Consider the following 25,401-nt stretch of genomic DNA (forward strand, 5'->3'; position numbering starts at 1 on the left):
CAGAACTTGTTGCAACTTAAAGCCTCCGGGACACAATCTCGGGGGCTTTTCCTTGAATTAAACAATGTAGTGCTTTAACTTTGCAGGGTGATAAAGGAATTTGATGGCCTGAATTGAACACTTCAGTGCATATTGCCCTTGAAGCAGATAGAGAATACTGATATCATAGCGATAATATTCACTTTGAGTGCATTTCGCACAAATCCATAGAGCGACTTTCAATAAGTAAGATATAGATCGAAATGATTCAATTTGTCTATATCTTATACCCGTGAGCGAGTCTAATCGAATTGTGCAAAATGCTGTTTGTATGTCAGAGTTACGGATGGAAAGGGCGGGGGATTTTGTGACAAAAAGAGCGTATAACTTTAATGCAGGACCTGCGGCGTTACCACTTGAGGTATTGGAGCGTGCACAGGCGGAATTTGTAGATTTTCGTAATACAGGCATGTCGATTATGGAGATGTCTCACCGTGGAGCGGTGTATGAGTCTGTACATAATGAAGCTCAGGAGCGGTTGTTGTCGCTTCTAGGCAATCCAAAAGGATACAAGGTTCTCTTTCTGCAGGGCGGTGCAAGCACTCAGTTCGCGATGTTGCCAATGAATCTGCTCGGTGCAGGTCAGACTGCAAGTTACGTGATGACCGGCAGCTGGGCCAAGAAGGCTCTGTCTGAGGCGAAATTGATCGGCGAGACACATGTTGCTGCATCTTCGGAAGCAGAGAAATTCATGAAATTGCCGGATGTTTCGAATCTGAGCCTGCCTGAACGTACGGCTTATGTGCATCTTACTTCCAACGAAACGATTGAAGGTACGCAATTTAAGTCATTCCCGGATACCGGTTCAGTACCTCTGATTGCCGACATGTCGAGTGATATTTTCTGTAAACCATTCGATCTCAATCAGTTTGGTATGATCTATGCAGGTGCACAGAAGAACCTGGGACCATCGGGGATTACGGTTGTGATTGCTCGTGAGGAACTGGTGAGTGAATCGCCTAAAACGATTCCAACCATGCTTCGTTACAGTACGCATGTAGACAACAACTCCCTATACAATACGCCGCCATCCTTCTCAGTATATATGGTAAATGAAGTATTAAAATGGATTGAAGAACAGGGCGGATTAACTGGTATTGAGCAAAAAAATACGAAAAAAGCTGAATTGCTTTACAACGTAATTGATGCTTCCGGTGATTTCTACCGTGGTTGTGTGGAACCGGAAGATCGTTCCCTGATGAATGTAACCTTCCGTCTTGCTTCGGAGGAACTGGAGAAGAAGTTCATCAAGGCATCGGAGGAAGAAGGATTCGTAGGTCTGAAGGGACATCGCAGTGTGGGTGGTCTACGTGCCTCCATTTACAATGCGGCTCCTTATGAGAGTGTTAAGGCACTGACAGACTTCATGAGTCACTTCCAGAAGACAAATGGATAATTAGTAGGGGTACGGAGTCATGGACCATAGTGTCTAATCCTGTGCCTTACCAGAGCCTTCCACATTGACGTGTGGAGGGCTTTTCTTTAAGATTAGAGGGTTGTCATCAACACGAATTGAAAAGGAGATTGAACACATATGGCTTTACACATTGTTCTGGTTGAACCAGAAATTCCGGCGAACACAGGAAATATTTCGCGTACTTGTGCGGCCACCGGAACCCATCTGCATCTCGTGCGTCCACTTGGATTTCGAACAGATGATGCTACATTGAAACGGGCAGGGCTGGACTACTGGCATGCCGTTCATATTGAATACCACGACTCATTTGCAGAGGTTCAGGAAAAATATCCGGAAGGTCGCTTCTTCTACGCAACTACGAAGGCGAAGAACCGATACAGTGACTTTAATTTTCAAGATGGGGATTTCCTCGTTTTCGGTAAAGAGACCAAAGGCCTCCCACCTGAATTAATTGCTGCAAATCCCGATACATGCATGAAAATGCCAATGACTGGTGACGTTAGATCATTAAACCTGTCCAATTCGGCAGCAATTATTGTATATGAAGCGTTGCGTCAGCTCAATTTTCCGGGGTTAGAAGGATAAATTCCGGTTATAAATAACGGCTAGAATTCGGTAAAAAAACATTTTTCAAAAAAAAGGACAAAAAATGTTTATTTCCAGCAGGATTCGACAAAATCTTGGCGAATCTATAAACATAGTACAAATGTACCTAGAAATTTAGAGTAAGATAGGAGAGGTGTGCCGTAGCTATGAAGCCAGCTGGAGTAGTTCGCAAAGTTGACCAATTAGGTAGGATCGTATTGCCTAAATCTTTGCGTAAAAGGTATCAAATGAATGAGGGAGATCCTGTAGAGATCTTAGTACAAGGGGACCATATTATCCTGGAGAGATATCGTCCAAAATGTATTTTCTGCGGATCCATCGAGGAAGTCAACGAGTTCAAAGAGCGTTACATATGCGCACAATGTTTAGATGAAATGACTCAGCTTCCACAGCACGGGTAAGAAGTAACGCCATGGGGTTTATTAACCCCGTGGCGTTTTTTTTGTTTTGTTTTCAGTATTCAGTGCATGGTAAGTTCCGCGGAAATATAAGAAGAATATAATATTTAACGCTGGTTGCATATAGGTAAAATCTCATCCCACACGGCATTCAGGATGCCTTGCATGTTTTCTTCCTCGCTGTTAATACATATGACAGCTTCCTTCGAGGGAAGGATGATACATAACTGACCATAGGCTCCATCGGCGCGGTAAGCCTCATGGGAACACATCCAGAACTGATATCCGTAACCTTTTCCCCAATCACCATCTCCAGTCGTTTCGATCTGCCGGGACGTAGCTTGTCTGATCCAATTCGCAGGTATAAGCTGTGTGCCTTCCCAAAGGCCTTCCTGGAGCAGTAACTGTCCAAATCGACTCAGTTCCTCATTGCTTATCCAAAGTCCTGCACAGCCGAGTGTTACCCCCAGTGGAGAGGTTTCCCACTCTACATCATGAATGCCCAGAGGCTCAAATAATCGCGGAGTCAGGTAATCTTTCACGGTTTGGCCGGTGGCTGCCTGAAACATGGCTGAGATCATAAACGTATCCCCGCTGCTGTATGTAAATTGTTCTCCGGGCATCCGATCCAGAGGGAGAGACATATAATGTTTCGCCCAATCTTTCTCGGTCAAAGAAGCTCGTTCATCAGCCCAAAGAGGCGGCGAATCATGACCAGAAGACATTTGGAGCAGGTCACGTAACTTCAATTCCCGTGGAGATGGGAGCTTGTAATGTGCACTCGATACATGATTATAGGTGAAATAATCACCAAGTGTGGCATCCAGATGTAACAGACCTTCTTCAAGCGCAAGACCAACAGCCATGCATGTGAAGGATTTACTTATGGAATGTTGTACACGGCGCTGATCCCTATCCCTGTCCCAATAGGCAAGCAGATGCCCTTTTTGTAATATGCGAACGGAGAACACGTTCAATTGTTGCTCAGTAATGGTATGAATGAAATCTTTGAGTTGCTCAGACATATTAACCTCCCTAATATCAGGTGAAACCTGAGTAAAATCGGTTGGTGAAACGTTTCCGTAATTCGAATGCAAAATCAGAACTCATGTTAGTATAAACCTGGTTTGGTGTCAATTAAAGTTGTGATAACACTGACTAAAATTTCATTTTTTCGTAATAATAGTGTCTTTCGGCGCAAATTTAGACGTAAAAAAGCATTTTTTCGAGAAAATAACGCGAAATTTGTAAAAAGGTTATTGACAGGATTTACTCATCGGGCTTATGATTTATTCGAAACGATTCGAAGAAATCGCTTCCACCTTAAAAGTGTTGTAATGAAGACCAAGTGAATCAACGTTGGCTATGTTTTGAAACGATTCGAGAAAATCGTTTCGATAACCCATCGTAATACAAGGGAATCTACAACAGCCTGCAAAACAACGCCAGAGCAACGAATGAGTAAAGACAGCAGGCGATGATGAGAGGGGTTACATTATGGCACATATAACGATCGAAACTGGATCGCCAACCTTATGCATGAATACCAGCATACATGTTGTGTCCAGTGACTCCGGAGAGACTTCAGGCGGTACCCTATATCTGTTGCACGGAGCAGGCGATAATGCGAGTACCTGGCAACGATTAACCACAATTGAGATGTATGCAGCGCAATATGGTTGCACCATCATTATGCCGGAAGCGAATCGAAGCTATTACACCGATATGGAATACGGCCTGAATTACTTCCACTACATCACTCAGGAGTTACCTGAAGTATGCGAGCGTCTACTCAATCTGAATCCTGATCCGGAGAAAACGTATGTCGGCGGTTTATCCATGGGCGGATATGGTGCACTGAAATGTGGACTAACTTATCCAGAGAAGTATCGCAAAATAGTGTCTCTATCCGGGGTGACGGATATTCAGACACGGCTTCATGATCCCCATATGCCAGCGACCATGATCAAGGAAATGAAAGCGGTTTTTGGAGAACGTTTACAGGTAAAAGCCAATCAGGATATTTACGCACTGTCGGCCAAGCTGCTGGAACAGGGTGTTTCTTTACCTAATATCCTCAGTTGCTGTGGCGATCGTGACCCCTTCGTAGAGATGAATCGTGATTTCGCGAAATACATGCAGGGGACCGCTTTTGATTTTCGGTATGTGGAGACGCCGGGGACTCATGAATGGAGATTTTGGGAGCACCACCTGAGAACGATGTTTGATTTTCTGTACAATGACAAGACCAAAGTAGAGTGAGGAGATGCAATGTGAAACCTGCAGCCGAAGGACCTAGCAAAAAGCTGAAGGGAAACGTGAAGGGCAATTCGCTCTGGACTGAAATCTGGAAGCACCGTATGACATACACCCTGCTTATTCCGGGGCTTGTCTGGCTAATCCTGTTTGCCTACATGCCGATGGGTGGCCTGTCTCTGGCATTCAAAGATTACAAGGCCAACCTGGGCATCTGGGGAAGTCCATGGAGCGGATTCGAGAACTTCAAATATGTTTTCCGTGATCCAACCTTTATTGACGCAGTATGGCGTACGCTGTACATCAATATTCTGAAACTGATTATTCAATTCCCGTTCCCGATCATTCTGGCGTTGTTGCTGAATGAATTGCGGATGCGCAGAGGGAAAAAATTGTTCCAAACCGTTCTTACGTTCCCTCATTTTCTGTCCTGGATCATCGTATCCGGCGTAGTCATCAATGTGCTGGCATATGACGGACTGGTAAACAGCGCGCTCGGATTACTCGGATTGCCAACGATTAATTTCCTTGGATCCGAATCTAACTTTGTACCGATGTTGCTGTTAACTGATATTTGGAAATCAAGTGGATGGGGCGCAATTATATTCTTGGCTGCCATTTCCGGTATTGACCAGGATCAGTATGAATCAGCACAGATCGACGGGGCTTCCCGTATGCAACAGATGTTCAAAATTACTTTACCGAACATCCTTCCAACCATCACAATCATGTTTATTCTTTCGGTTGGTGGATTGATGTCTTCCGGGTTTGACCAGATCTTCAACTTGGCAAATGCTGCTACCAAAAATGTATCAGAAGTACTCGATGTATATATCTATCGGATTACGTTCCAGTCATCAACCGATTTCTCATTCTCGACAGCGGTCAGCTTGTTCCGTTCCCTGGTGAATATGGCCTTGCTGCTTCTTGCTGACAGATTTGCCAAGTGGCTTGGCGGAGACGGTTTGTTCCGATAAGAGAGGAGGATAAATGAGATGAGCAAGAAAGCTAACAAAAAACCGAGAATTGGTACTGAAAGAATGACACTTCTCGATTACATTATTTTCGCCGTATTACTCGTGCTTGCCCTGATGATCCTGATTCCGTTCTGGAATGTTATCATGATCTCGTTTGCAACACAGAAAGAATATGCTGACAATCCATTTTTGATGTTCCCTAAACAATGGACATTGGATTCCTACAAGGCGTTGTTCGCTGACGGAACGATTCTGTCGGGATACAAAAATACCATTATATTGCTAGTCATCGGCTTGCCACTCAGCTTGTTCCTGACAACAAGCATGGCATATGGCCTTAGTCGCAACAAATTCCCGTTTAAGAAATTTATCTTTTTCCTGGTACTGTTCACCATGATCTTTAATGGTGGTATCGTACCGCTGTACCTGATCATGAAATCACTTCATCTTACAGGTACGCTCTGGTCCGTTATCCTGGCGGGAAGCTTCAGTGCTTTTAACATGATTCTGATGATGAACTACTTCTACACCTTGCCTGAATCACTGATGGAATCGGCGAGACTGGATGGAGCAGGAGAGTGGAGAATTCTGTTCTCTGTCGTTCTTCCGCTGGCTACACCAATTATGGCTACAATCACGTTGTTCTACGGTGTGGCTTACTGGAACAGTTGGTACGATGCGATGATATTCCTTCGAAAAGCGGATCAGTTACCGCTCCAGAATGTACTGCGAAACATTATCGTGACATCTACGACGAATGCATCAAATGCATCCAGTGTGGATGCTGCCCAGGCGAGCAACTTCTCCATGGGTATGAAGATGGCAGCTGTATTTGTCACCATGGTACCAATTATGTGTTTCTTCCCAATGCTGCAAAAACACTTTGCCAAAGGGGTATTAACAGGGGCAATCAAGACCTGATTATACGTATAGGATTTTGCAATAAAATCTGACTAAAAAACATGGGGGTAAAACATGAAAACGAACAAAAAGTTGTCAGTAAGAGCTCTCTTTGCCATCACGCTTAGTGTAGTTATGCTGATGGTGACCGCTTGTTCCAGCCAAGGAGCTTCAGGTGGTAACGAAAAAGATGCAGAGGGAAATTACAAAGATAACCTGACCATCTCTGTAGCTAACCTGACAGAAATCAAAAACGGAAACCTGGATAATGACTTCCACAAGTTCTGGACAGACAAATTCAATGTAACATGGGACTACAACTATATCGATTGGGATTCATGGGGCGAGAAGCTTCGTCTGTGGATTAACTCTGGCGACTTGCCGGATGTAGCGGTATGGAACTATGTACATGGCGATGCCATTAACAGCATTGAACAAGGTTTGTTCTACAAATTCCCGGATGACTGGAAAGAACGCTGGCCTAACGTTGCAGCAGCTTACAATTTGACGGGTCTTGGAGACAAGCTGGAAGAATTGACAGGTGGAACATACGTCCTGCCTAGACCAATCTATTTCGAGAACAAACCAGCTGACCCACTGACGAACCAAATTGGTGTCATTGCGCTTCGTAAAGACTGGGCTGAAGCCGTTGGTTTTGAACTGAAAGATGCTTATACAACAACGGAATTGAATGAATATGCTGCGCTGGTGAAAGAAAAAGATCCAGGCAAAGTAGGTAACAAACTTGTACCATTGTCCTACAATGCAGCAGATGCCATGACAAACATGATTATGCCAAACAGCGTACATGCCATGACCGACACACCGTTCTACAAGGGTGAAGATGGCAAGTTCCACTGGGGACCAGCAGATCCTGAAACGCTGACAGGACTTAAATTGATGCAAAAAGCGTATAAAGATGGATTGCTCAATCCTGAGTTCTACACATGGAAAAACAATGAAGGTCAAAACAACTTCAAAGTAACAGGAACAGCCGCTGTAACAAGTCTGGGTGGACTCGCTTCGTACAGACAAGGTCTGGATTCGGATATGAGAAAAAATCTGGGTGTAGATAGTGATGAACTGGTACACACAGCAATCGTAGTGGGCGATGACGGTAAATACCGTAACATGGAGCAAGCCAACTTCTGGTCCGCATTGATCTTCAACCCGGACATCAGTGACGAGAAATTCGAACGGATCATGGATCTGATCGATTACTCCGCAACCAAAGAAGGACAGTTGCTCATCAACATGGGCTTTGAAGGAACGGATTGGAAATATGATGAGAACCAAGAACTGGTTAGCTTGTTGCCAGAAGGAACAGTATTGGAAGATAAATACCCGGCACGTTTCGAAGGTCTGTATCTGCTCGGTGACGACTTCAGCGTTGTAAACCCAGCAATCAAAAAGGATTACCGTGATAGAGCCGTGAAATTGTTCCAAGAAAAAGCAAAACTCGGTACAGAAGGCAAATCGCTTGCAGCATACGATTGGGATGTCAACCTGTATGATTCCAAAGCGAAGAGTCAGGCTTCATTCGATTACCAGAACGAATATGCCAACCTGATCCTCAAAAACGGAGATCTGGAGGCAAACTGGAAAGAATGGGTGAACAGTAAAATGTCCCTGGTTCAACCTTATCTGGATGAGCTAAACGAGAAATTCTAGTAATCGTTCAGTCATTAATTTTGAACCCGGTGCGCGGTCTCTCCCCGAACGCAGCCGGGTTCTTTATTTCAACAACTTGTAAGTGGAGGATACGATCAGATGAATAACGAGCAGCTGCTAGACCTGGTAAAACAGATGACGTTGGAGGAAAAAACAGCTCAGCTTCTTCAGTTGACTGCCAACTTCTATGAAGGAACAAATGTCGAAGGCCAGATCACGGGGCCGATGGAAGAGATGGGAATTACGGAGCAGTCCGTGGATGCCAGTGGTTCCATTCTAGGGTTGTCCGGTGCACAGGCCATCATTGATGTACAGCAAGCTTATATGAAAAAAAGCCGTTTGGGCATTCCGCTGTTGTTCATGGCTGACGTCGTTCATGGTTTCAAAACCATTTTCCCGATTCCACTGGCGATCGGTTGCTCATGGGACACAGAACTGGCTGAGAAAAGTGCTGAAATTGCAGCACGTGAATCAGCTGTATCCGGTTTGCATGTTACTTTTGCACCTATGGTGGATCTGGTTCGTGACCCGCGTTGGGGCCGTGTGATGGAAACGACAGGAGAAGACCCTTATCTGAACAGCTTGTTCGCGGCTGCATTTGTACGTGGATATCAGGGCGATAGCTTGAAGGATGAGCCTGATCGTCTTGCAGCCTGTGTTAAACACTTTGCGGCGTATGGAGCGGCTGAGGGTGGTCGGGATTACAATACGGTGGACATGTCCGAGCGTAACCTGCGTGAGTACTATTTGCCAGCGTACAAAGCTGCATTGGATGCGGGTGTAGAAATGGTCATGACTTCGTTCAATACGGTTGACGGTATTCCGGCAAGTGGCAATGAGAAGTTGATGCGCGGCATTTTGCGTGACGAGTGGGGCTTCGATGGCGTGCTGATCTCGGATTGGGCTTCCATTCGCGAGATGATTGCGCATGGTGCTGCGGAAGATGATCGTGAAGCGGCATACCGTGCCATTCGCGCAGGCGTAGATATGGAGATGATGACACCTTGTTATGTACATCATTTGCCTGAGCTGATTGAGAGCGGTGAAGTGGAAGAGAAGCTCATTGATGAAGCCGTTCTGCGAATACTGCAACTAAAAGAGAAGCTGGGATTGTTCGACAATCCGCTACGTGCAGCTGATCCGGTTCGTGAACGTGAGATTGTGTTCTCCAAAGAGCACCGTCAGGTATCATATGAACTGGCAACCAAATCGGCTGTCCTGTTGAAAAATGATAACAGCGTGCTTCCGCTTCAACCTGACGCTAACGTAGCCCTTATTGGTCCTTTTGCACAGAGTCCTGATATTCTGGGCTGGTGGTCCTGTGAAGGAGTTAAGGAAGATGCAGTCAAGCTTGGAACAGCTCTGCAAGAACGCTTGACGGGTGGGAAAGTTCAGTTTGCTCAAGGTAGTGATGTTCATACGATTACAGCTGAGCAGATTGCGGAAGCCCTTCAAGTGGCAAGCAAAGCAGATCTGATTGTCCTTGCTCTGGGTGAAGACTCGGAGATGAGTGGAGAAGGTGGATCACGCACGGATATTCGTCTGCCAGCAGCCCAATTGGAATTGGTTAAACAGCTCAAAGCTGCGGGAAAACCTATTGCCAGCTTTATTTTCAACGGGCGTCCATTGGATCTGCATGGTGTAATCGATGAATCGGATGCCGTTCTTGAAGCCTGGTTCCCAGGCAGTGAAGGCGGAGCAGCGATCGCAGATGTTCTGACAGGTGTAGTGAATCCATCTGCACGTCTGACGATGTCCTTCCCGCAGTCCGTAGGTCAGATTCCGGTCTATTACAATCATTTCAATACAGGTCGTCCGTTGAACCCGGAGAAAACGGAAGAGCGTTATGTCTCGAAATACATTGACAGTCCCAATGAACCTTTGCTTCCGTTCGGTTATGGTCTTTCATACACTTCTTTCTCTTATGGTGATCTTGAAGTGTCCAGTAACGAGATGACTGCCGAAGAGCCTTTGAGTATCCAAGTACGTGTAACAAACACGGGTGATCGCACAGGTGTAGAGACTGTTCAGTTGTACATTCGGGATGTGACGGGTGAAGTCGTTCGTCCTATGCGTGAACTGAAAGGATATGTGAAGCTTGCATTGGCTCCAGGAGAGAGTGGTATAGCTGCGTTTACGTTACATGAAGAACAGCTTCGCTATCACCATTCCGATTTAAGCCATCGCAGTGATCGAGGTGAGTTCCATATTCTTGTGGGTGCAAACAGTCGGGACACTCAGAAGAAATCATTCAGACTCGTGTAATCCGGTGAATGGAAATAGTAATGTGTCAGGCCTTTCCTTATGGAAGGCCTGATGAACATAACAGGGGAGCGAAGAATGTGGTCAGTATCAAGGATATCGCCAAACAGGCGGGAGTTTCCATCTCTACGGTGTCATATGCGCTTAATGGTAGCAACAAAGTGACCGATGAGACGAGTTCCAAAATTTTGGCCATTGCCAAAGAGCTGAACTATGTTCCAAATGCCGCTGCAAGAACACTGAAGAAGAGAGAATCCAAAATTCTGGGTGTATTCTTGACCGATTTTAGCGGAGATGTGTATGGAGACTTGCTGAGTGGCATGAAAGCTGTATGCAATGCTCAAGGCTATGACCTGATCGTGTGCAGTGGTAAACAATCCCATCGCATGCTTCCAGAGAGGATGATTGATGGTGCAATCATTCTGGATCATACGTTTGCAAGTGAGGAACTGATGCAATACGCCGATCGGGGCCACAAAATCGTTGTATTGGACCGTGAGATGGATCATCCCAACATTAATCAGGTTCTGTTGGATAATAAAGCCGGGGCGACACTTGCGATGGAACATCTTATTGAGCAGGGACATAAGAAAATCTACGTGGTGACAGGACCGGAAGGTTCGTTTGACTCTGTGCAGCGATTAAAGGCTGTGAGACAGGTTGCGGAACGTGAAGCCGATGTGGAATGGATTGAGATCACGGGAGATTTTGAAAAGAGTGGTGGAGAACAAGCCGCAGATCAGATTGTGCAGGAGTATGATGGGCCCGCAGCAGTATTCTGCCTCAATGATGAGATGGCTATTGGCTTGTGTGATCGTCTGGCAGAAAGTGCACTTGGCGTTGGTCAGGAGGTCGATGTCATCGGATTCGACAATATTGAATTGAGCAAGTACGTCCAGCCGAGATTGGCAAGCATTGATTATTCCAAACGCAAGTGGGGATCACTCGCCGCTGAACAATTGATCAAAATTATTGCTGGAGAACCCGTCGATCATGAACGAATCTATGTGACATTAGTTGAGGGTGGGTCAGTGAGTGGACCTATGCCTTCTGATGCTGTTATATCCATGCGGAATGAACGGGCGGTAAGCTATTGATCCCGAATATGCGTATCCTGACTGGATTGATGCGTGGAACAAACGGCACAGCAAGAGGCAAGGCTTAGAAGAATCGAATCATTCTTTTAAGCCTTGCCTCTTGTTATTTCAAGGATGAAGCAATAGAAAAAGCCTCTCCGGAGAGAGGCTTGGCCTTTTACAAGCCTTTTGTCTTGTCATTGTTGTAGGATGAAGTGAGAATGCCTGTAATGAAGAGAGTCAATACAATTGCAATAATCCAGAATGTCAGTGAAAATGACATACCCTTCGCACCTCCTGCACAAGCTCATTTTCTTCTATTATAACCATTATAGGTAGAAAAGAAATGCTTCACCCTATTATTTGTAAAATAAAAAGTGTGTGGGTACCGGTCTTAGACTGCCATCCGACGGGTTATTTACAACCCGATTATTCAGAATAAGCGAGGAAGATCCGCCGCCATCCAGATTATAGGCGTCGATAACCCCAAGCTTGTACAGCCGTCCTTGCAACTCTTCTAGGGTAGCACCGGAACTTCCGCCTTCATTATATCCATCGACTACAATGATCAACAATTGATCATCCTTATAATTGCCAATGACCGTACGTGGTGCTCGTTTGGGTGATACTTTCCACTTATCGGGAATTGTGGTTTTACGCCCATTCTGCAACAGCACCGGAACAAACGTAGCCCCAAACTGTGGCCGCAGGCGGTCCAGTGAATTTTTATCGAAGAACTTGCCTCCGACCAGCTTGCCGGCATCGTTAAGTCCTACAAAAAACAGGTCTTTGAAACTGGCCTGAAAACCGTTCACGTATTTCCCATCCATAACCGTTGTGCTAAGTGGGTAACGTTTACCGCCACTGTCAGCAAATCCACCTGCGTTGATCCCGGCAATCGCGCCGTTACGCTTCACAGCCTGCATGGTTGTCTCAGAACGGCCAGGTTCACTGTCCAGAGCCATCTGCATAGCAGTGGGGTCTTTTAGCTTAATCTTCATGGCATAGCCCTTATAGGTGCCAGGATTCACTCTGTACAGTTCAATCGTTAGCCGGTCACTGTCTACCCGTTCAAATGGAACGCCAAGCTTGGATGTAATCCGTTTGTTGTAGATCGTTTCCGGACGATCCGCCTGAGCGGAAGCCTTCTGTACGAGTGTAGACATCGTACTTGTTGTTTTATTATAGAGCTGTGTCGTTCTTTTAATAGAAGAAGAAGTCTGGACAGCAGCCTCTTTTGCCCCGGCAAGCTCTTGGCTAATTGCTTGGGCCCGGGGTGTAATCGTATCCTCTGACAGTTCGGCAGAAATCAAACCTCCGGGTTCGAGCGGAGGACGAAGCACCAGCAGGCATAATATCAATCCAACAAAAGGAGCGAGTGCAAGCATAAAAAAACGATTAACCTGTTTGACGGGTGTAATCATTTGAGCAGGTCCATCTTTTTCTGGAGTGTCTCCAGTTGTTTTTTGACTTCGCTCAGCTGGGTATAGAGTTTGTTGCTGTTATCCGTTTTGTCACTTGCATTATCCTTGGTGAAAGTCAGCAATTCATTGAAGGATTGAACTTGTCCCTGCAGGTCTTCTACTTCCTTAGATATCGTTGTTAGCTGATTTTCGTAGTCGGTTTTTAACGCTGTAATCTGCTGCTGATTATGGGCCTGAAGCTGGTTAATCATCTGTTGCTGGAGATGGTTACTATAATAGTAGGTTCCAACGACTCCCAGTGCAATGAGCACAATCCACATTACCAGAAACAGCTTGATTGAAGATCCGGCCTTGCCTTTGGCGCTCCGGGTGTGATGGATGTCAGAGGGCGGGGCAGATGGTTTCATATCATCACTCCTGGTCATTTATAGGTACAAAAATTTTTCCAGTCCTCATTCTATCATGCCCCTATTGATTACGCAAAAATGAAATTCTTTACTTAATAGAGTAAAAAGAGATTGCATCGGAAGGAAGTCCTAGGATACAATTTCTTATAGATGCAATAAGTAGGAACTTTGGGCAGGTTTTTCGACTTTTTTAGATAGAAATGCAGGAAATTTATACTATATTTTTACCTTTCCGGGGATGGGAAGATGGACGTCATGGTGTTTTTATAACAAAATACGGTGAAAATAGAGCTTTTTTATCGGCTGCATCCTGTGTTTTTCTATTTTTCGACATAATCCGACCTATGCTTCTTCTATACTCGGACTGTCGCATAGACGATGGCATCATCATGACAGAAGCTAGAAGCTATTTGTCCAATACATAACAGGGGGAACAACAATGAAAAAAGTATGGCAGGTGGTCATCGTAGATATCCACCCCACCAGCATGCTCGGTACAAAATTGATTTTGGAAGAGCAGCAAGATCTGACGGTACGTGGCATGACCTCGACCGGAACAGAAGGGCTCGATCTAGTGAATATGCACCAGCCTGATCTGATTCTGATGGATTATCGTCTTCCAGAGGGCCCGGCCGATCAATATATTGCCCAGATGAAGAATCTGTCAGCTCACAGTCACATCATCATTCTGACGGATGAAGATAATGTGAAGCTGTTTCGTCATCTGATGAGTCTTGGTGCAAGCGGCATGTTATCCAAACAGGCTTCCCCTAGCCAGCTGATTCATCTGATCTCTGGGTTACGTGAGGGCCATGTGTCCATTCCATTGGCGTGGTTAAACAGTGCGGAGTGGGCGCAACCTGTGGAGTCTCCGACAGAATCACGTGTAATTGAATTAACAGAAACCGAAACTTTTATCATGGAAAGAATTGTTCAGGGTGTAACCTATGATAAAATAGCGAATGAGATCAACGTTAGCAGACGTTCCATTGATAATTACCTGCGTAAAATATACGTGAAGCTGGAAGTAAGCAGCAGAGCACAGGCCATTGAACGTTATGCCTTGCATGCAAGACAAGTGAAGACGGGATCCTGACGAGTCGGGTTTGTTCTTCTTATTATCACAACTGGTCGATATGCATCCGGTCATATTCGATGGCGAGCACGAATAGGTTGTAGGGCTGCGGACTGCGAGTACAGTTTCGGAATAGGGATGAAAGGGGAACGGATCGATGAAATATTTCTTTGCTTCCCGTACCAACAGGCTTTTGTCATCACCACTGAGGGATATACGTGAGATGTCTGGCAGAGATTATTTCATTTCTCTGGCAGAAGAATTGCCTGCGGAGGAGTTGTTTCCTTTCAAATTGTTGGAAGAAGCAGCGGTGTCTGTCTTTAGTTCAGGCCCCTCCGCATTGCAATATGGAGAGCCAGCAGGCTACACCCCCCTAAGAGAGTGGCTGAACAAGGACTGGAATGCACGCAAAGGCATACGAACGGTACCCGAGCAGATTCTGTTGACCACTGGTACCCAGCAGGCCATCGATCTCGTGATGCGTCTATTACTTGAGCCAGGAGATTCCGTACTGGTTGAACATCCTACATCTCCAGGCTGTCTTGAGGTTCTGGAAATGCAAGGAGCCAAGATTGTGCCCGTAATGGGTGATCGGGACGGCATACTACCAGACCTTTTGGAGCATCACATGCAGCAGGTTAGACCGAAGCTGCTTTTTGCTGCACCCAGTTTCTCAAATCCGACAGGTGCTTTGTGGAGTATGGAGCGTCGGGAGGCTGTCCTTGAACTGTGTTCGCGCTATGGTGTACTGCTAGTGGAAGATGATTCTTACGGGGAGCTTCATTTCGATGGCCTGGAGCCAACGGAATTCTATCGTAAATACCCTTCACTCTTTGCACTGGATACTGCAGATCAGGGTGGACATGTTCTATACATTGGTTCATTCAGCAAAACGGTAGCGCCCGCTCTTCGAACCGGATGGGCCGCGGGGCACCCGGCACTGATTCAGGCCATGGCCTCAGTTAAACGGATTGCCGATGGTCAGTCCAGCCCGATGAATCAGCGGCTGTTGTATCAATTGCTTGCCCAGTCCCCGTTTCGTTGGAGTGATCACCTGTCCATGTTGAATCGGGAGTATAAGACAAGACTCAAACTGATGCTTGAACTGTTGAAGAGACCAGGCTGGAAAGGGTGTCAATACAACATTCCTGAGGGTGGAATGTATCTGTGGGTACAGTTGCCGGAAGGATTGGATAGTGGCGCTCTGCTTAAGGCTGCTCTGCCCAAAGGGGTATCTTTTCTGCCTGGATCGCTATGTTCTACAGGTGTACAGGATCAACGTTACATTCGATTAAATTTTAGCCATCCGGGTCGGGATGAACTGCTGCTCGGCATGAATCTGATCAGTGAAGCCATTTCCGAATTTACGGCTCGTAGCTAAGACAGATCCAAAATAGATTGTGGCAAAATTAAAATTGGTTCATGACCAAAGTGATTACGTTATTGCATCCACTAACATTTTTATATATAATATGAATTAATGAGTTGTTGGTTTCTTTATATAAGCTACAATGGTGGCCAGTTCAGAAAGAGCACTCATATATTTTATCTAACGGGGGAAAATTCAACATGTCTAATATTTTATTCGTTAAAGCAAATGACCGTCCTGCAGATCAAGCAGTCAGCGTTAAATTGTACGATGCATTCTTGAGCGCATACAAAGAGTCCCACCCAGGTGACACAGTTACTGAGTTGGATCTCTACAATACAGAATTCCCATTCTATGGTAACACTGCAATCACAGGTACTTACAAAGCAGCTAACGGTTTTGAACTGACAGCTGACGAGCAAAAAGCAGCTTCACTTGCAGCACAGCTTCAAGATCAATTCTTGGCAGCTGACAAAGTGGTATTTGCATTCCCGCTCTGGAACTTCACTGTTCCTGCACCATTGGTAAACTACATTGCTTACCTGAGCCAAGCTGGTAAAACATTCAAATACACTGCTGAAGGTCCTGTAGGACTTGCTGGCGACAAAAAAGTAGCTTTGCTTAACGCACGTGGTGGCGTGTACTCCGAAGGTCCAATGGCAGCTGCTGAAATGTCCCTGAACTTCCTGAAAACAGTTCTCGGCTTGTGGGGTATTCAAAGCCCTGAAGTGGTTATCGTTGAAGGACATAACGCTTCTGCAGATCGTGCTGAAGAGATTGTTACTGCAGGTCTGAAATTGGCTTCCGAAGTAGCAGCAAGCTTCTAATAACAATTTTCTATATGTAACACATAAAAACACCTGTTGTCTCCTCTGGAGATTACAGGTGTTTTTGCATTCTCATTTTCATATCACGTACTTCGAGTGTTTCCATATCAGTTATGGCCTGTATTTTTCAAGTATTGCTCCGCGGTTTCAGCGATATGTGCAAGGTCGTCCTTATGTTCACCAGATACGGAATACGTTACATCAAGTTCATTAATGGTTCGTTCAATCATATCATTATCCTCAAGCATGTGTGCATGCTCGGTTAACGCTTGTACTCCCTTAATCGTCAGAATATATTTCCCTCGGGAGAGGCGTTCAAACCAGCCATAATAATTCTTTTGCAGAATCGCCGCGGCAGAACCTACACCCGTCTGTCTGGCAAGTGTGGCGGGAGAGGATTCTCCGTTCGTTCGCAGAGCAGATGCGACTCGTAAGGCCTTTTCACGATATGCCGTGACCAGCTGTCTGCGTGTGCTGCCTCCCGTATTATAATCACCGCTGCGTTCGTCGAATTCCTTAAGCAGGCGTTTCCGCCGAACACCACTTTTGCGAGCAACCTGATTGCGGCCAGTGAGGGGAGTCTGTGCAGAAGGCTCGCATAATACATCAATTAAGGGAGGTTTGGTTTTGTAAAATGTGACCGTCAGCAGCCCCAGACCAAGCTGTCTGCATAATGCAGTCAGTTCGCTCCAGCGTTGGTTCACGGCGCCACGTTTGCTGCGATTGCGCTCGACGGCCAAATACACGAACGGGCTAAGCTTCAAGCGCTGCATGCCTTGCAACAACAGGGAGAGATTAAATGTTTTTTTCATCTCCACAATCAGTGGTTCCTCCTGATCCGATCTGACCCCTACGAGGTCACAATGTCTAACTTCCGCCTTTACGTCGAAGCCACGCTGCTCGAAGAAAGCCTTCACAGGCGAATATAATTCGGTTTCGTATTGCACAGCCATCGTTCGTGCTCCTTTCCCAAAGTAGTCAGAGTTCTGACCGCATTGTCCGGTTTCCTGAATTAGAACCCTCATTATATCATATTCGTTCTTTTTTTTCTGAACGCACAAGATGTCTGATAGAACAGGGAAAAGCCAAAATTCGAAGCCATGGATTGAAAAAAAGAGGTCAACTTATCCGAATTGCCGCATAGGTATGTAATACACTTTTCACAACAAAACAAGATGTTTGGACAGAGGGTGGCGGGACTTCACAGGACCGCAAGATTGGTATTCAAGCAGGAGCCGCAATTCTATTGATTTCTTCATACCATTCGGAATGGTTGACAATCACACTAAAGGAGCCATGGGAGGTACCAAGCATGAATATTTTTGAACGCGTTGCGGAACATCGGGCAGAGAGTGACCGTTTGACATGGAACGGAACATTTGAAGATTATATTGAACTGCTGAGAGAGGACCCGACTCCGGCAATGACGGCTCACGCCAGAGTGTATGAAATGATTGAATCGTTTGGCGTTGAAGAAGTAGGTGGGCATAAGCGGTACAAGTTTTTTGAGCAGGAGATCTTTGGATTGGATCGATCCATTGAAAAGCTGGTTGAAGAATACTTTCACTCAGCAGCACGCCGCCTGGATGTACGTAAGCGGATCTTGCTGCTTATGGGTCCCGTAAGTGGAGGTAAATCGACGCTAGTGACGTTGCTGAAGCGGGGGCTTGAACAATTCTCGCGGACAAAAAAAGGTGCTATCTATGCTATTGATGGATGCCCGATGCATGAGGAGCCACTGCATCTGATTCCATTGGAACTTCGTCCTGAAGTGGAAAAGGAAATTGGAGTTCGTATTGAGGGGAACCTTTGCCCATCTTGCCAAATGAGACTCCGTACCGAATATGGCGGTGATATCAGCAAGGTGCCTGTGGAACGGGTTATTGTTTCCGAGGATAATCGGGTGGGGATAGGAACATTCAGTCCTTCCGATCCGAAATCGCAGGATATTGCCGATCTGACGGGTAGCATCGACTTCTCCACCATTACCGAGTTTGGTTCTGAATCCGATCCACGTGCCTATCGTTTTGATGGAGAGTTGAACAAGGCGAACCGCGGATTGATGGAGTTCCAGGAGATGTTGAAGTGTGATGAGAAATTTCTGTGGAATCTGTTGTCGCTTACACAGGAGGGGAATTTCAAAGCAGGACGTTTCGCCTTAATCAGTGCAGATGAGATGATTGTGGCGCATACGAATGAATCGGAGTATAAGTCTTTTATCTCCAACAAGAAGAATGAGGCACTGCAATCCCGGATGATTGTCATGCCGATTCCATACAACCTGAAAGTATCCGAGGAAGAGAAAATCTATGCCAAGCTCATTCAGCAAAGTGACATGAAGCATGTTCATATTGCACCGCATGCATTGCGGACTGCAGCCATTTTTTCCATACTTACCCGCTTGAAGGAAACGAAGAAACAAGGCATGGATCTCGTGAAAAAAATGCGGATGTATGACGGTGAGGAAGTGGAAGGTTATAAAGAAGCCGATCTGCGAGAGATGCAAAATGAGTATCTGGATGAAGGGATGTCCGGCATTGATCCGCGGTATGTCATCAATCGGATCTCCAGTGCTTTGATCAAGCAAAATCTTCAGTGCATTAACGCGTTGGACATTCTGCGGGCCATCAAGGACGGTCTGGACCAACATGCTTCCATTACGAAAGAAGAGCGGGAGCGTTATCTGAATTTTATTGCTCTTGCACGCAAGGAGTATGACGAACTGGCCAAGAAGGAAGTACAGAAAGCATTTGTGTACTCATTCGAGGAGTCGGCGAGAACATTATTTGAGAACTATCTGGACAACATTGAAGCATTCTGCAACTGGTCCAAAATTCGTGATCCACTCACGGATGAAGAAATGGACCCGGATGAGCGTTTGATGCGTTCCATCGAGGAGCAGATCGGAATCTCCGAGAATGCAAAGAAAGCATTCAGGGAAGAGATTCTAATCCGAATCTCGGCGTACTCCCGTAAGGAGCGCAAATTCGAGTACAGCAGCCATGACCGTCTGCGTGAAGCGATTGAGAAGAAGTTGTTTACAGATCTGAAAGACATCGTCAAGATTACAACCTCCACCAAAACACCAGATGCAACCCAATTGAAACGAATGAATGAAGTGATCAAACGCTTAATTGAAGAACATGGATATACCGCAGCCAGCGCCAATGAACTGCTACGCTATGTGGGCAGTCTGCTTAATCGCTAATCGGCAACGAACCATTCCGGATCAGGCTTCTGATGTCTGCTGTGAGGCTCCTTCACAGCAGAGTCAGGGCCTTTTTAGTTCCATAAGCATCTTATTAATCTGAAATACTGACAAATAAGGTTAATTTTACGGTGAATTAGTTCTAAAGGTGTATGTAAGTTTGGGTATTTTAGTCTATAATCAATACATATATTTACAATTTAAAGTAATGGTGTTTATTAAGGAGCTGACTGAACCAGATATGAGCAGTATTTCCGCAACAAGACAGAAGCAACTTGATTACATGGGATTAACCGCAAGAGATCTGGCACTGCTTGCCGATCATCGGCCTGTTTTTAAAAAAGTCGTGAATGAAGTGGTGGATCATTTCTACAATCACGTGGGGAATTATCCTGATCTGGTAGATCTGATTGCCCGATTCTCTACAATTGATCGTCTAAAGGAAACACAGAAGATGTACTGGTTATCGATGACGGATGGAATCGTGGACGACGCATATATTGAACAACGTATTGCGATTGGGCTTGTGCATTCCCGTATTGGCCTGTCCGAAGATTATTATCTGGGTACCTATATGGTTTACCTTGATATTGCAACGAGCATATTCCAGCAGGTTATCCCTGATTCCTGGCATCTTGTCATTCAGGCGCTCAGTAAAATGTTTAATCTGGATTCACAGCTTGTCCTTGAGGCATATGAGAAGAAAGAAAAAGAAAAGTTACATCAGCTTGCCGATGATCAACAACATACTTTGCAGGCGATCACGCAAATTACCCAAGAGCTTACAGGCATGATCAGTGAACTGAATGAAAATGCGCTGGCTATCTCGAATGTGGCCAAAGAAACAGCTGCTTCTCAGGATCAGGCTCAAGTTCTGCTCACGGAGTTGACCGGGGAGATCCAGCAGATTGGAAAAATGGGTGAACTCATTCGCGAGATATCGGATCAGAGTCATCTTGTCGGCCTGAATGCAGCGATTGAAGCTGCTCATGCAGGAGAGTTCGGTCGTGGCTTCGAGGTCGTCGCCAGTGAGGTGCGCAAGCTCGCAGCCAGTTCCCGGGATGCCCAGGGTAAAATTCAGTCTAATCTAGAGCAGATCATGAAGAAACTAAGTAGTGTGCAGCAAGAGTCGGATCATACGTCTCGTGGAGCACGTAGCCAAGCTTCACGCTCGGCTGAACTGGCTGTATTTGCAACAACAATGGAGAAACTGTCTCTGGATTTGAAGAATCTGGAACAACAGGAATAGACGTTAAAAGCAATAGGAACCTTCCATACCGTTTCAGGCTGTTTTAAGCTATAATGGGTAGACAAACCTGCCGATGTTATGGAAAATGCAGCCGGAGACAGGGGATTTGAAAGAGGTTGAGGTGATCAGATGGCTTCTATCCATGATGTGGCCAAGGAAGCGGGAGTATCTGTTGCAACCGTTTCCAAAGTGATAAACGATTATCCTGATGTAAGTGAAAAAACACGCAAAAAAGTCAATATAGCCATCGAATTATTGAAATATCAACCGAATGTGGTCGCACGTGGACTTGTAAAACGCCGTTCATGGACGGTAGGTGTATTGTTGACGGTCCCATTTACAAACCCTTTTGTGTCGGAATTGCTGGAAGGGATTAAGACTGCGCTAGAGAACAGTGGTTATGATCTGGTCCGGTTGTCTACACGATTCGATGATCCGACGTACTCGTTCATCAAACATTGCCGCAGTCGTAATGTGGATGGTGTGGTGGTATTCGGGGAAGGCAGAGATAACGCGAGTATTCAGGAACTGGTGGATGCAGAGATCCCAACAATGTTTATCGATACGGACCTGTTGGGCAAACGCGCCGGTTACATTACTACGGATAACGCAAACGGCATCTCCATGAGTGTCAAACATCTGTATGAGCTCGGACACCGCAAGATTGCTTATATCTCGGGAACACTCGGACCTGCCGTAGCTAATCTGCGATTGGAAGGATATCGGGAAGGACTGCGAGAATGCGGCATTCCGTATTCTACGATATATCTGGAAGTTTGCGATTACTCATTTGATGGCGGTAGCAAGGCTGCAAGAAGATTGTTGGCACTTCAGGATCAACCGACGGGGATTGTCTGCGCATCAGACATGTCTGCCTTTGGGGCAATTCATGAAATTGAAAAGCATGGACTGAGTGTGCCAGAAGATATTTCTGTTGTCGGATTTGACAACACATATTATGCTGAAGTATTCAAACCGGGACTGACCACGGTGAATCAGAATATCTATTCGATTGGCATTAAGTCCATAGAATATCTGATTGCCATGATTGAGAATCCGTCTTATTCTCCACCCGTTGTGACGGAACCTTCCAATTTGGTCATCCGTCAGACGACAGCGCCTTTAAAAGTGTAAAGACGTTTCACACGTAGCACAGCGAACAAGCTGTGCTTTTTGTCGTTCTATATTATGGTGAAGATTTTAGAAGAAGTCCTATAGTTTAACGGGTAAACAAAGTTTGCTGGCAATCGTATAATGAAAGTGCTTACAATTTCTGTTGAATAATGTCTATCCAATCCTGCCCAACGAACTTGTGAAGGGCGGACGCATGACAGAACAGAGGTTACTCTTCACAAACAACCAAGGAGGAGATCGGATGCATTTGAGAAAATGGTGGAGCTTGTGCTTGTCGGCGGTATTGATCTTCAGTTTGTTCCCGAGTGTGGGAACAGGAGGGACACGTGCTCAAGCGGCTGCTGACGTTAAGACGGGCGATGATGAAGTGCTGTTCGAGGCTAATTTTGAAGATGGTGCGTTGGGACAATGGCGTCCACGGGCGAGTGAAAAGCTTGATATCGTAGCGCAAGGTCACGACAGCACACGCAGTCTGAGAACCTCTTCCCGTACCGAAACGTTCCATGGACCCTTAATTGAAGTAATGGACCATGTACAGAAGGGCAGCACGGTTCATATTTCGTTTTGGGCCATGTACGATGAAGGACCTGACAGTCAGGTCATTAACGGTTCACTGGAGAAAGAGTACAATAACGACGCTTCAACTCGTGAATATGCTACATTTGCCTCTGCAACCCTGAATAAAGGACAATGGAAAAAAATCGAGGCGGATGTGGTGATTCCAGGGGAAAATAGTGGCATCACCGGATTCCGGATGTATGCAGAGACACCCTGGAAGACGTCAGCGGAAGTGACGCCGGCAGATACAATTACTTTTTACGTGGATGATGTTCTGATTACCGAAGCCGAAAAAATAGAGATAGAGCCGAACATTCCGAATCTAGTGGATGTCGTGGGAAAAAACTATGCCATGGGAGCGGCAATCGACCAGTCTGCACTGGATGCAGAAGATCCGCATTCCCAGTTGTTGACCAAACATTTTAATAGTATTACAGCCGGCAACTTTATGAAAATGGATGCGATGCAACCAAAGGAAGGGCAGTTTGTCTGGTCAGAGGCAGATCGTCTGGTGAACTTTGCCGAAGCAAATGACATGGAGGTAAGAGGTCATACTCTGTTATGGCATAGTCAGGTGCCAGACTGGTTCTTTACCGATCCGAATGATGCTTCCAAACCTGCCACGCGTGAACAGTTGCTTGCACGGATGAAAACTCATATTCAGACCATCGTGACTCGTTACAAAGGAAAGGTTCATACATGGGATGTCGTCAATGAAGTCATCTCGGATGGAGGCGGCTTGCGCAATCAGGCGAGTGGTTCCAAATGGAGAGATATTATTGGGGATGTGGACGGTGATGGAGATGACAGTGATTACATTGAGCTGGCTTTCCGATATGCACGCGAGGCTGACCCGGATGCTGTATTAGTGATTAATGACTATGGAATGGAGGGCAATGGAAACAAGGTGAATGATATGGTGAAGCTTGTAGAGAAGCTGCTTGCCAAAGGAACACCGATTGATGCGGTTGGATTTCAGATGCATGTGTCCATGTACGGACCGGATGTAAAGCTCATTCGTGAGGCTTTTGAGAAAGTGATCGCTCTTGGTGTGAACGTACAGGTTACAGAGCTGGACGTTTCGATCTATTCAAGTAATTCTGAGCAGGAGATGCCTGTTACGGATGAATTAATGTTGCAGCAAGCTTATCGTTATCGTGAGCTGTTCGATCTGTTTGACGACCTGGGAAAACGTGGTGTCATGGACAGTGTTACGGTCTGGGGACTTGCGGATGACGGTACATGGCTTGATAATCATCCAGTCAAAGGACGTAAAGATGCACCATTGCTGTTTGATCGTAAATTGAAAGCAAAACCGGCCTATTGGGCACTGGTGGATGCTACCACGCTTCCGATCTATCGTAATGAGTGGACAGCACTTAAGGCCAGCCCTTCTTTTCCAAATCACAAAGGACAGGAAGATGTTCTATGGGGTGCTGTGAAAGGGCTTGGAATTAATCATCTGGCAGATGGTGTATCCGCAGTTACGGGTGAGGCCCGTGTAATGTGGGATGCCAAAAAGGTGAATTTACGAGTGGAAGTGAAGGACACCACACGTCGCAAAGGGGATCAGGTGCAGGTTTTCCTCGCGGAAGAAGTAAAGAGTACAGGCGCTGCCACTTCTGAAGCTGATCTAACTGCCAAGAAGAAAAATCCGCCGTCTGCAAATGGTCAGTATACATTCAAACGGGAAGGCGGTAAAGGCAAGGATAAGAATGCATACAACGTACAGGAGACAAAAACGGGTTATGTTGTATATGCATCCCTGCCGATGTCAGCTGCTTTACTTGCTGAAGGCCAGGTCTTGTCTTTAGATTTTCGGATTACGGATGAATATGCTGCGGGCAAGACAGCTACCATCGTCTGGAATGATATTTCCAATCAACAGCCTGATAAACCAGCCAACCGGGGGAAACTGAAGCTGGGTTCTGTCTTGAAACAAACGAAGGTCACGTATGGCAAACCTGTAATTGATGCGAAAAAGGATGACATCTGGAAAAAGGCTGCATCTGTTAAAACAGATGTCTGGGTCATCGGAAACTCAGGTGCAACGGCGACTGCACAGCTGTTATGGGATGAAAAATACCTGTACGTATTGGCAGATGTGAAAGATCCTCTGCGAAGCAAATTAAGTTCTAATGCACATGAGCAGGATTCGATCGAGATTTTTATTGACCAAAACAAAGATCAGACAACGTTCTATCAGGAGGATGACGCCCAGTACCGGGTTAACTTTGATAATGAGGCTTCTTTTGGAGGAAATGCACGGAAAGAAAACTTCAAATCAGCTACCCGATTAACAAGCGGAGGGTATACCGTTGAAGTGGCAATCCCACTAGATAGCGTTCGTGCTGAAGGGCAACGATGGATTGGATTCGATCTTCAAGTTAATGATGATGGCGCGGGGGATGGCAAGCGAAGCAGTGTGTCCATCTGGAGTGATTCATCAGGTAATTCTTATCAGGATACTTCCGGTTTTGGCAGTCTGTTACTGACTCGCAAATAGAATATTGAGCTGTGTATCAGAATATGAGAATGTCAGCTATTA

The 25,401-nt window shown here is 45.8% G+C and carries 20 protein-coding genes; 16 read left to right on the plus strand and 4 right to left on the minus strand.

Annotated elements, in window-relative coordinates; translation table 11 throughout:
• Positions 1–346: 346 nt before the first annotated feature.
• From serC to MKY85_RS09070, 3 genes are all read left to right on the plus strand, one after another.
• Entirely contained in the window at positions 347–1,435 is a 1,089-nt protein-coding gene (serC, locus tag MKY85_RS09060; RefSeq protein WP_342572416.1) for a 3-phosphoserine/phosphohydroxythreonine transaminase, read from the plus strand.
• 138 nt (positions 1,436–1,573) lie between these two features.
• The gene (trmL, locus tag MKY85_RS09065) at positions 1,574–2,041 is read left to right on the plus strand and encodes a tRNA (uridine(34)/cytosine(34)/5-carboxymethylaminomethyluridine(34)-2'-O)-methyltransferase TrmL (protein ID WP_017689589.1); all 468 of its coding nucleotides are present in this window, start codon (positions 1,574–1,576) and stop codon (positions 2,039–2,041) included.
• Between the two features lie 167 nt (positions 2,042–2,208).
• The gene (locus tag MKY85_RS09070) at positions 2,209–2,463 is read left to right on the plus strand and encodes an AbrB/MazE/SpoVT family DNA-binding domain-containing protein (protein WP_036610032.1); all 255 of its coding nucleotides are present in this window, start codon (positions 2,209–2,211) and stop codon (positions 2,461–2,463) included.
• A 104-nt stretch (positions 2,464–2,567) separates the two neighbouring features.
• Here MKY85_RS09070 and MKY85_RS09075 read toward each other — a convergent pair whose 3' ends face one another.
• Positions 2,568–3,485 carry a serine hydrolase gene (locus tag MKY85_RS09075; protein ID WP_339240893.1) on the minus strand — a complete coding sequence of 306 codons (918 nt, stop codon included), beginning with the start codon at positions 3,483–3,485 and terminating at the stop codon, positions 2,568–2,570.
• 472 nt (positions 3,486–3,957) lie between these two features.
• Here MKY85_RS09075 and MKY85_RS09080 point away from each other — a divergent pair, with 472 nt between their 5' ends.
• The 6 genes from MKY85_RS09080 (at position 3,958) to MKY85_RS09105 (ending at position 11,623) form a co-directional block, all read left to right on the plus strand.
• On the plus strand, positions 3,958–4,722 hold the full coding sequence (locus MKY85_RS09080) for an alpha/beta hydrolase family protein (RefSeq protein WP_342572417.1): 765 nt from the start codon (positions 3,958–3,960) through the stop codon (positions 4,720–4,722).
• An 11-nt stretch (positions 4,723–4,733) separates the two neighbouring features.
• Positions 4,734–5,693 carry an ABC transporter permease subunit gene (locus tag MKY85_RS09085; protein ID WP_017689585.1) on the plus strand — a complete coding sequence of 320 codons (960 nt, stop codon included), beginning with the start codon at positions 4,734–4,736 and terminating at the stop codon, positions 5,691–5,693.
• 18 nt (positions 5,694–5,711) lie between these two features.
• Positions 5,712–6,614, plus strand: a complete 903-nt coding sequence (locus MKY85_RS09090; protein ID WP_253432871.1) for a carbohydrate ABC transporter permease — start codon at positions 5,712–5,714, stop codon at positions 6,612–6,614.
• Positions 6,615–6,668: 54 nt separating this feature from the next.
• A complete protein-coding gene (locus MKY85_RS09095; protein ID WP_339240895.1) occupies positions 6,669–8,264 on the plus strand; it encodes an ABC transporter substrate-binding protein in 1,596 nt (531 codons plus the stop codon).
• Between the two features lie 99 nt (positions 8,265–8,363).
• Complete coding sequence (gene bglX, locus MKY85_RS09100; RefSeq protein ID WP_342572418.1) at positions 8,364–10,529, plus strand: beta-glucosidase BglX; 2,166 nt, start codon at positions 8,364–8,366, stop codon at positions 10,527–10,529.
• A 77-nt stretch (positions 10,530–10,606) separates the two neighbouring features.
• Positions 10,607–11,623 (plus strand): LacI family DNA-binding transcriptional regulator, encoded by a 1,017-nt coding sequence (locus MKY85_RS09105; protein ID WP_339260061.1) that lies wholly within the window; start codon positions 10,607–10,609, stop codon positions 11,621–11,623.
• Positions 11,624–11,961: 338 nt separating this feature from the next.
• Here MKY85_RS09105 and MKY85_RS09110 read toward each other — a convergent pair whose 3' ends face one another.
• Entirely contained in the window at positions 11,962–13,026 is a 1,065-nt protein-coding gene (locus MKY85_RS09110; RefSeq protein WP_342572419.1) for a phosphodiester glycosidase family protein, read from the minus strand.
• A complete protein-coding gene (locus MKY85_RS09115) occupies positions 13,023–13,433 on the minus strand; it encodes a hypothetical protein (RefSeq protein ID WP_339240899.1) in 411 nt (136 codons plus the stop codon). The genes MKY85_RS09110 and MKY85_RS09115 overlap by 4 nt, the downstream gene beginning before the upstream one ends.
• 439 nt (positions 13,434–13,872) lie before the next feature.
• Between MKY85_RS09115 and MKY85_RS09120 the strand changes: the two genes are divergently transcribed.
• The 3 genes from MKY85_RS09120 (at position 13,873) to MKY85_RS09130 (ending at position 16,704) form a co-directional block, all read left to right on the plus strand.
• Positions 13,873–14,529: a response regulator transcription factor gene (locus tag MKY85_RS09120; RefSeq protein ID WP_339240900.1), complete on the plus strand. Its 657-nt coding sequence runs from the start codon at positions 13,873–13,875 to the stop codon at positions 14,527–14,529.
• Between the two features lie 136 nt (positions 14,530–14,665).
• Positions 14,666–15,889: a PLP-dependent aminotransferase family protein gene (locus MKY85_RS09125; protein ID WP_339240901.1), complete on the plus strand. Its 1,224-nt coding sequence runs from the start codon at positions 14,666–14,668 to the stop codon at positions 15,887–15,889.
• Between the two features lie 188 nt (positions 15,890–16,077).
• Positions 16,078–16,704 carry an FMN-dependent NADH-azoreductase gene (locus MKY85_RS09130; protein WP_169478771.1) on the plus strand — a complete coding sequence of 209 codons (627 nt, stop codon included), beginning with the start codon at positions 16,078–16,080 and terminating at the stop codon, positions 16,702–16,704.
• A 107-nt stretch (positions 16,705–16,811) separates the two neighbouring features.
• Here MKY85_RS09130 and MKY85_RS09135 read toward each other — a convergent pair whose 3' ends face one another.
• Positions 16,812–17,657, minus strand: a complete 846-nt coding sequence (locus MKY85_RS09135) for a DUF2161 family putative PD-(D/E)XK-type phosphodiesterase (protein ID WP_339260063.1) — start codon at positions 17,655–17,657, stop codon at positions 16,812–16,814.
• A gap of 359 nt (positions 17,658–18,016) precedes the next feature.
• Between MKY85_RS09135 and MKY85_RS09140 the strand changes: the two genes are divergently transcribed.
• The 4 genes from MKY85_RS09140 (at position 18,017) to MKY85_RS09155 (ending at position 25,359) form a co-directional block, all read left to right on the plus strand.
• On the plus strand, positions 18,017–19,912 hold the full coding sequence (locus MKY85_RS09140) for a PrkA family serine protein kinase (protein ID WP_339260066.1): 1,896 nt from the start codon (positions 18,017–18,019) through the stop codon (positions 19,910–19,912).
• A 241-nt stretch (positions 19,913–20,153) separates the two neighbouring features.
• Positions 20,154–21,161, plus strand: coding sequence for a globin-coupled sensor protein (locus MKY85_RS09145; protein WP_339260068.1), 1,008 nt, complete (start codon positions 20,154–20,156; stop codon positions 21,159–21,161).
• Positions 21,162–21,290: 129 nt separating this feature from the next.
• The gene (locus tag MKY85_RS09150) at positions 21,291–22,295 is read left to right on the plus strand and encodes a LacI family DNA-binding transcriptional regulator (RefSeq protein ID WP_339240906.1); all 1,005 of its coding nucleotides are present in this window, start codon (positions 21,291–21,293) and stop codon (positions 22,293–22,295) included.
• A gap of 241 nt (positions 22,296–22,536) precedes the next feature.
• The gene (locus tag MKY85_RS09155; RefSeq protein ID WP_342572420.1) at positions 22,537–25,359 is read left to right on the plus strand and encodes an endo-1,4-beta-xylanase; all 2,823 of its coding nucleotides are present in this window, start codon (positions 22,537–22,539) and stop codon (positions 25,357–25,359) included.
• The last annotated feature ends 42 nt before the right edge of the window (positions 25,360–25,401 follow it).

It is taken from the genome of Paenibacillus sp. FSL R5-0749 (genome assembly GCF_038595085.1).
Lineage (GTDB): Bacteria > Bacillota > Bacilli > Paenibacillales > Paenibacillaceae > Paenibacillus.

Bases quoted from the DNA above. Each gene is read 5' to 3' on its own strand.
- MKY85_RS09115 (WP_339240899.1), bottom strand. From the start codon at position 13,433: ATGAAACCATCTGCCCCGCCCTCTGACATCCATCACACCCGGAGCGCC.
- MKY85_RS09125 (WP_339240901.1), top strand. From the start codon at position 14,666: ATGAAATATTTCTTTGCTTCCCGTACCAACAGGCTTTTGTCATCACCA.
- MKY85_RS09090 (WP_253432871.1), top strand. From the start codon at position 5,712: ATGAGCAAGAAAGCTAACAAAAAACCGAGAATTGGTACTGAAAGAATG.
- MKY85_RS09145 (WP_339260068.1), top strand. From the start codon at position 20,154: ATGAGCAGTATTTCCGCAACAAGACAGAAGCAACTTGATTACATGGGA.
- MKY85_RS09075 (WP_339240893.1), bottom strand. From the start codon at position 3,485: ATGTCTGAGCAACTCAAAGATTTCATTCATACCATTACTGAGCAACAA.
- MKY85_RS09120 (WP_339240900.1), top strand. From the start codon at position 13,873: ATGAAAAAAGTATGGCAGGTGGTCATCGTAGATATCCACCCCACCAGC.
- MKY85_RS09110 (WP_342572419.1), bottom strand. From the start codon at position 13,026: ATGATTACACCCGTCAAACAGGTTAATCGTTTTTTTATGCTTGCACTC.
- bglX (WP_342572418.1), top strand. From the start codon at position 8,364: ATGAATAACGAGCAGCTGCTAGACCTGGTAAAACAGATGACGTTGGAG.
- MKY85_RS09155 (WP_342572420.1), top strand. From the start codon at position 22,537: ATGCATTTGAGAAAATGGTGGAGCTTGTGCTTGTCGGCGGTATTGATC.
- MKY85_RS09130 (WP_169478771.1), top strand. From the start codon at position 16,078: ATGTCTAATATTTTATTCGTTAAAGCAAATGACCGTCCTGCAGATCAA.
- MKY85_RS09150 (WP_339240906.1), top strand. From the start codon at position 21,291: ATGGCTTCTATCCATGATGTGGCCAAGGAAGCGGGAGTATCTGTTGCA.
- MKY85_RS09070 (WP_036610032.1), top strand. From the start codon at position 2,209: ATGAAGCCAGCTGGAGTAGTTCGCAAAGTTGACCAATTAGGTAGGATC.
- MKY85_RS09080 (WP_342572417.1), top strand. From the start codon at position 3,958: ATGGCACATATAACGATCGAAACTGGATCGCCAACCTTATGCATGAAT.
- MKY85_RS09140 (WP_339260066.1), top strand. From the start codon at position 18,017: ATGAATATTTTTGAACGCGTTGCGGAACATCGGGCAGAGAGTGACCGT.
- MKY85_RS09095 (WP_339240895.1), top strand. From the start codon at position 6,669: ATGAAAACGAACAAAAAGTTGTCAGTAAGAGCTCTCTTTGCCATCACG.
- MKY85_RS09135 (WP_339260063.1), bottom strand. From the start codon at position 17,657: ATGGCTGTGCAATACGAAACCGAATTATATTCGCCTGTGAAGGCTTTC.
- trmL (WP_017689589.1), top strand. From the start codon at position 1,574: ATGGCTTTACACATTGTTCTGGTTGAACCAGAAATTCCGGCGAACACA.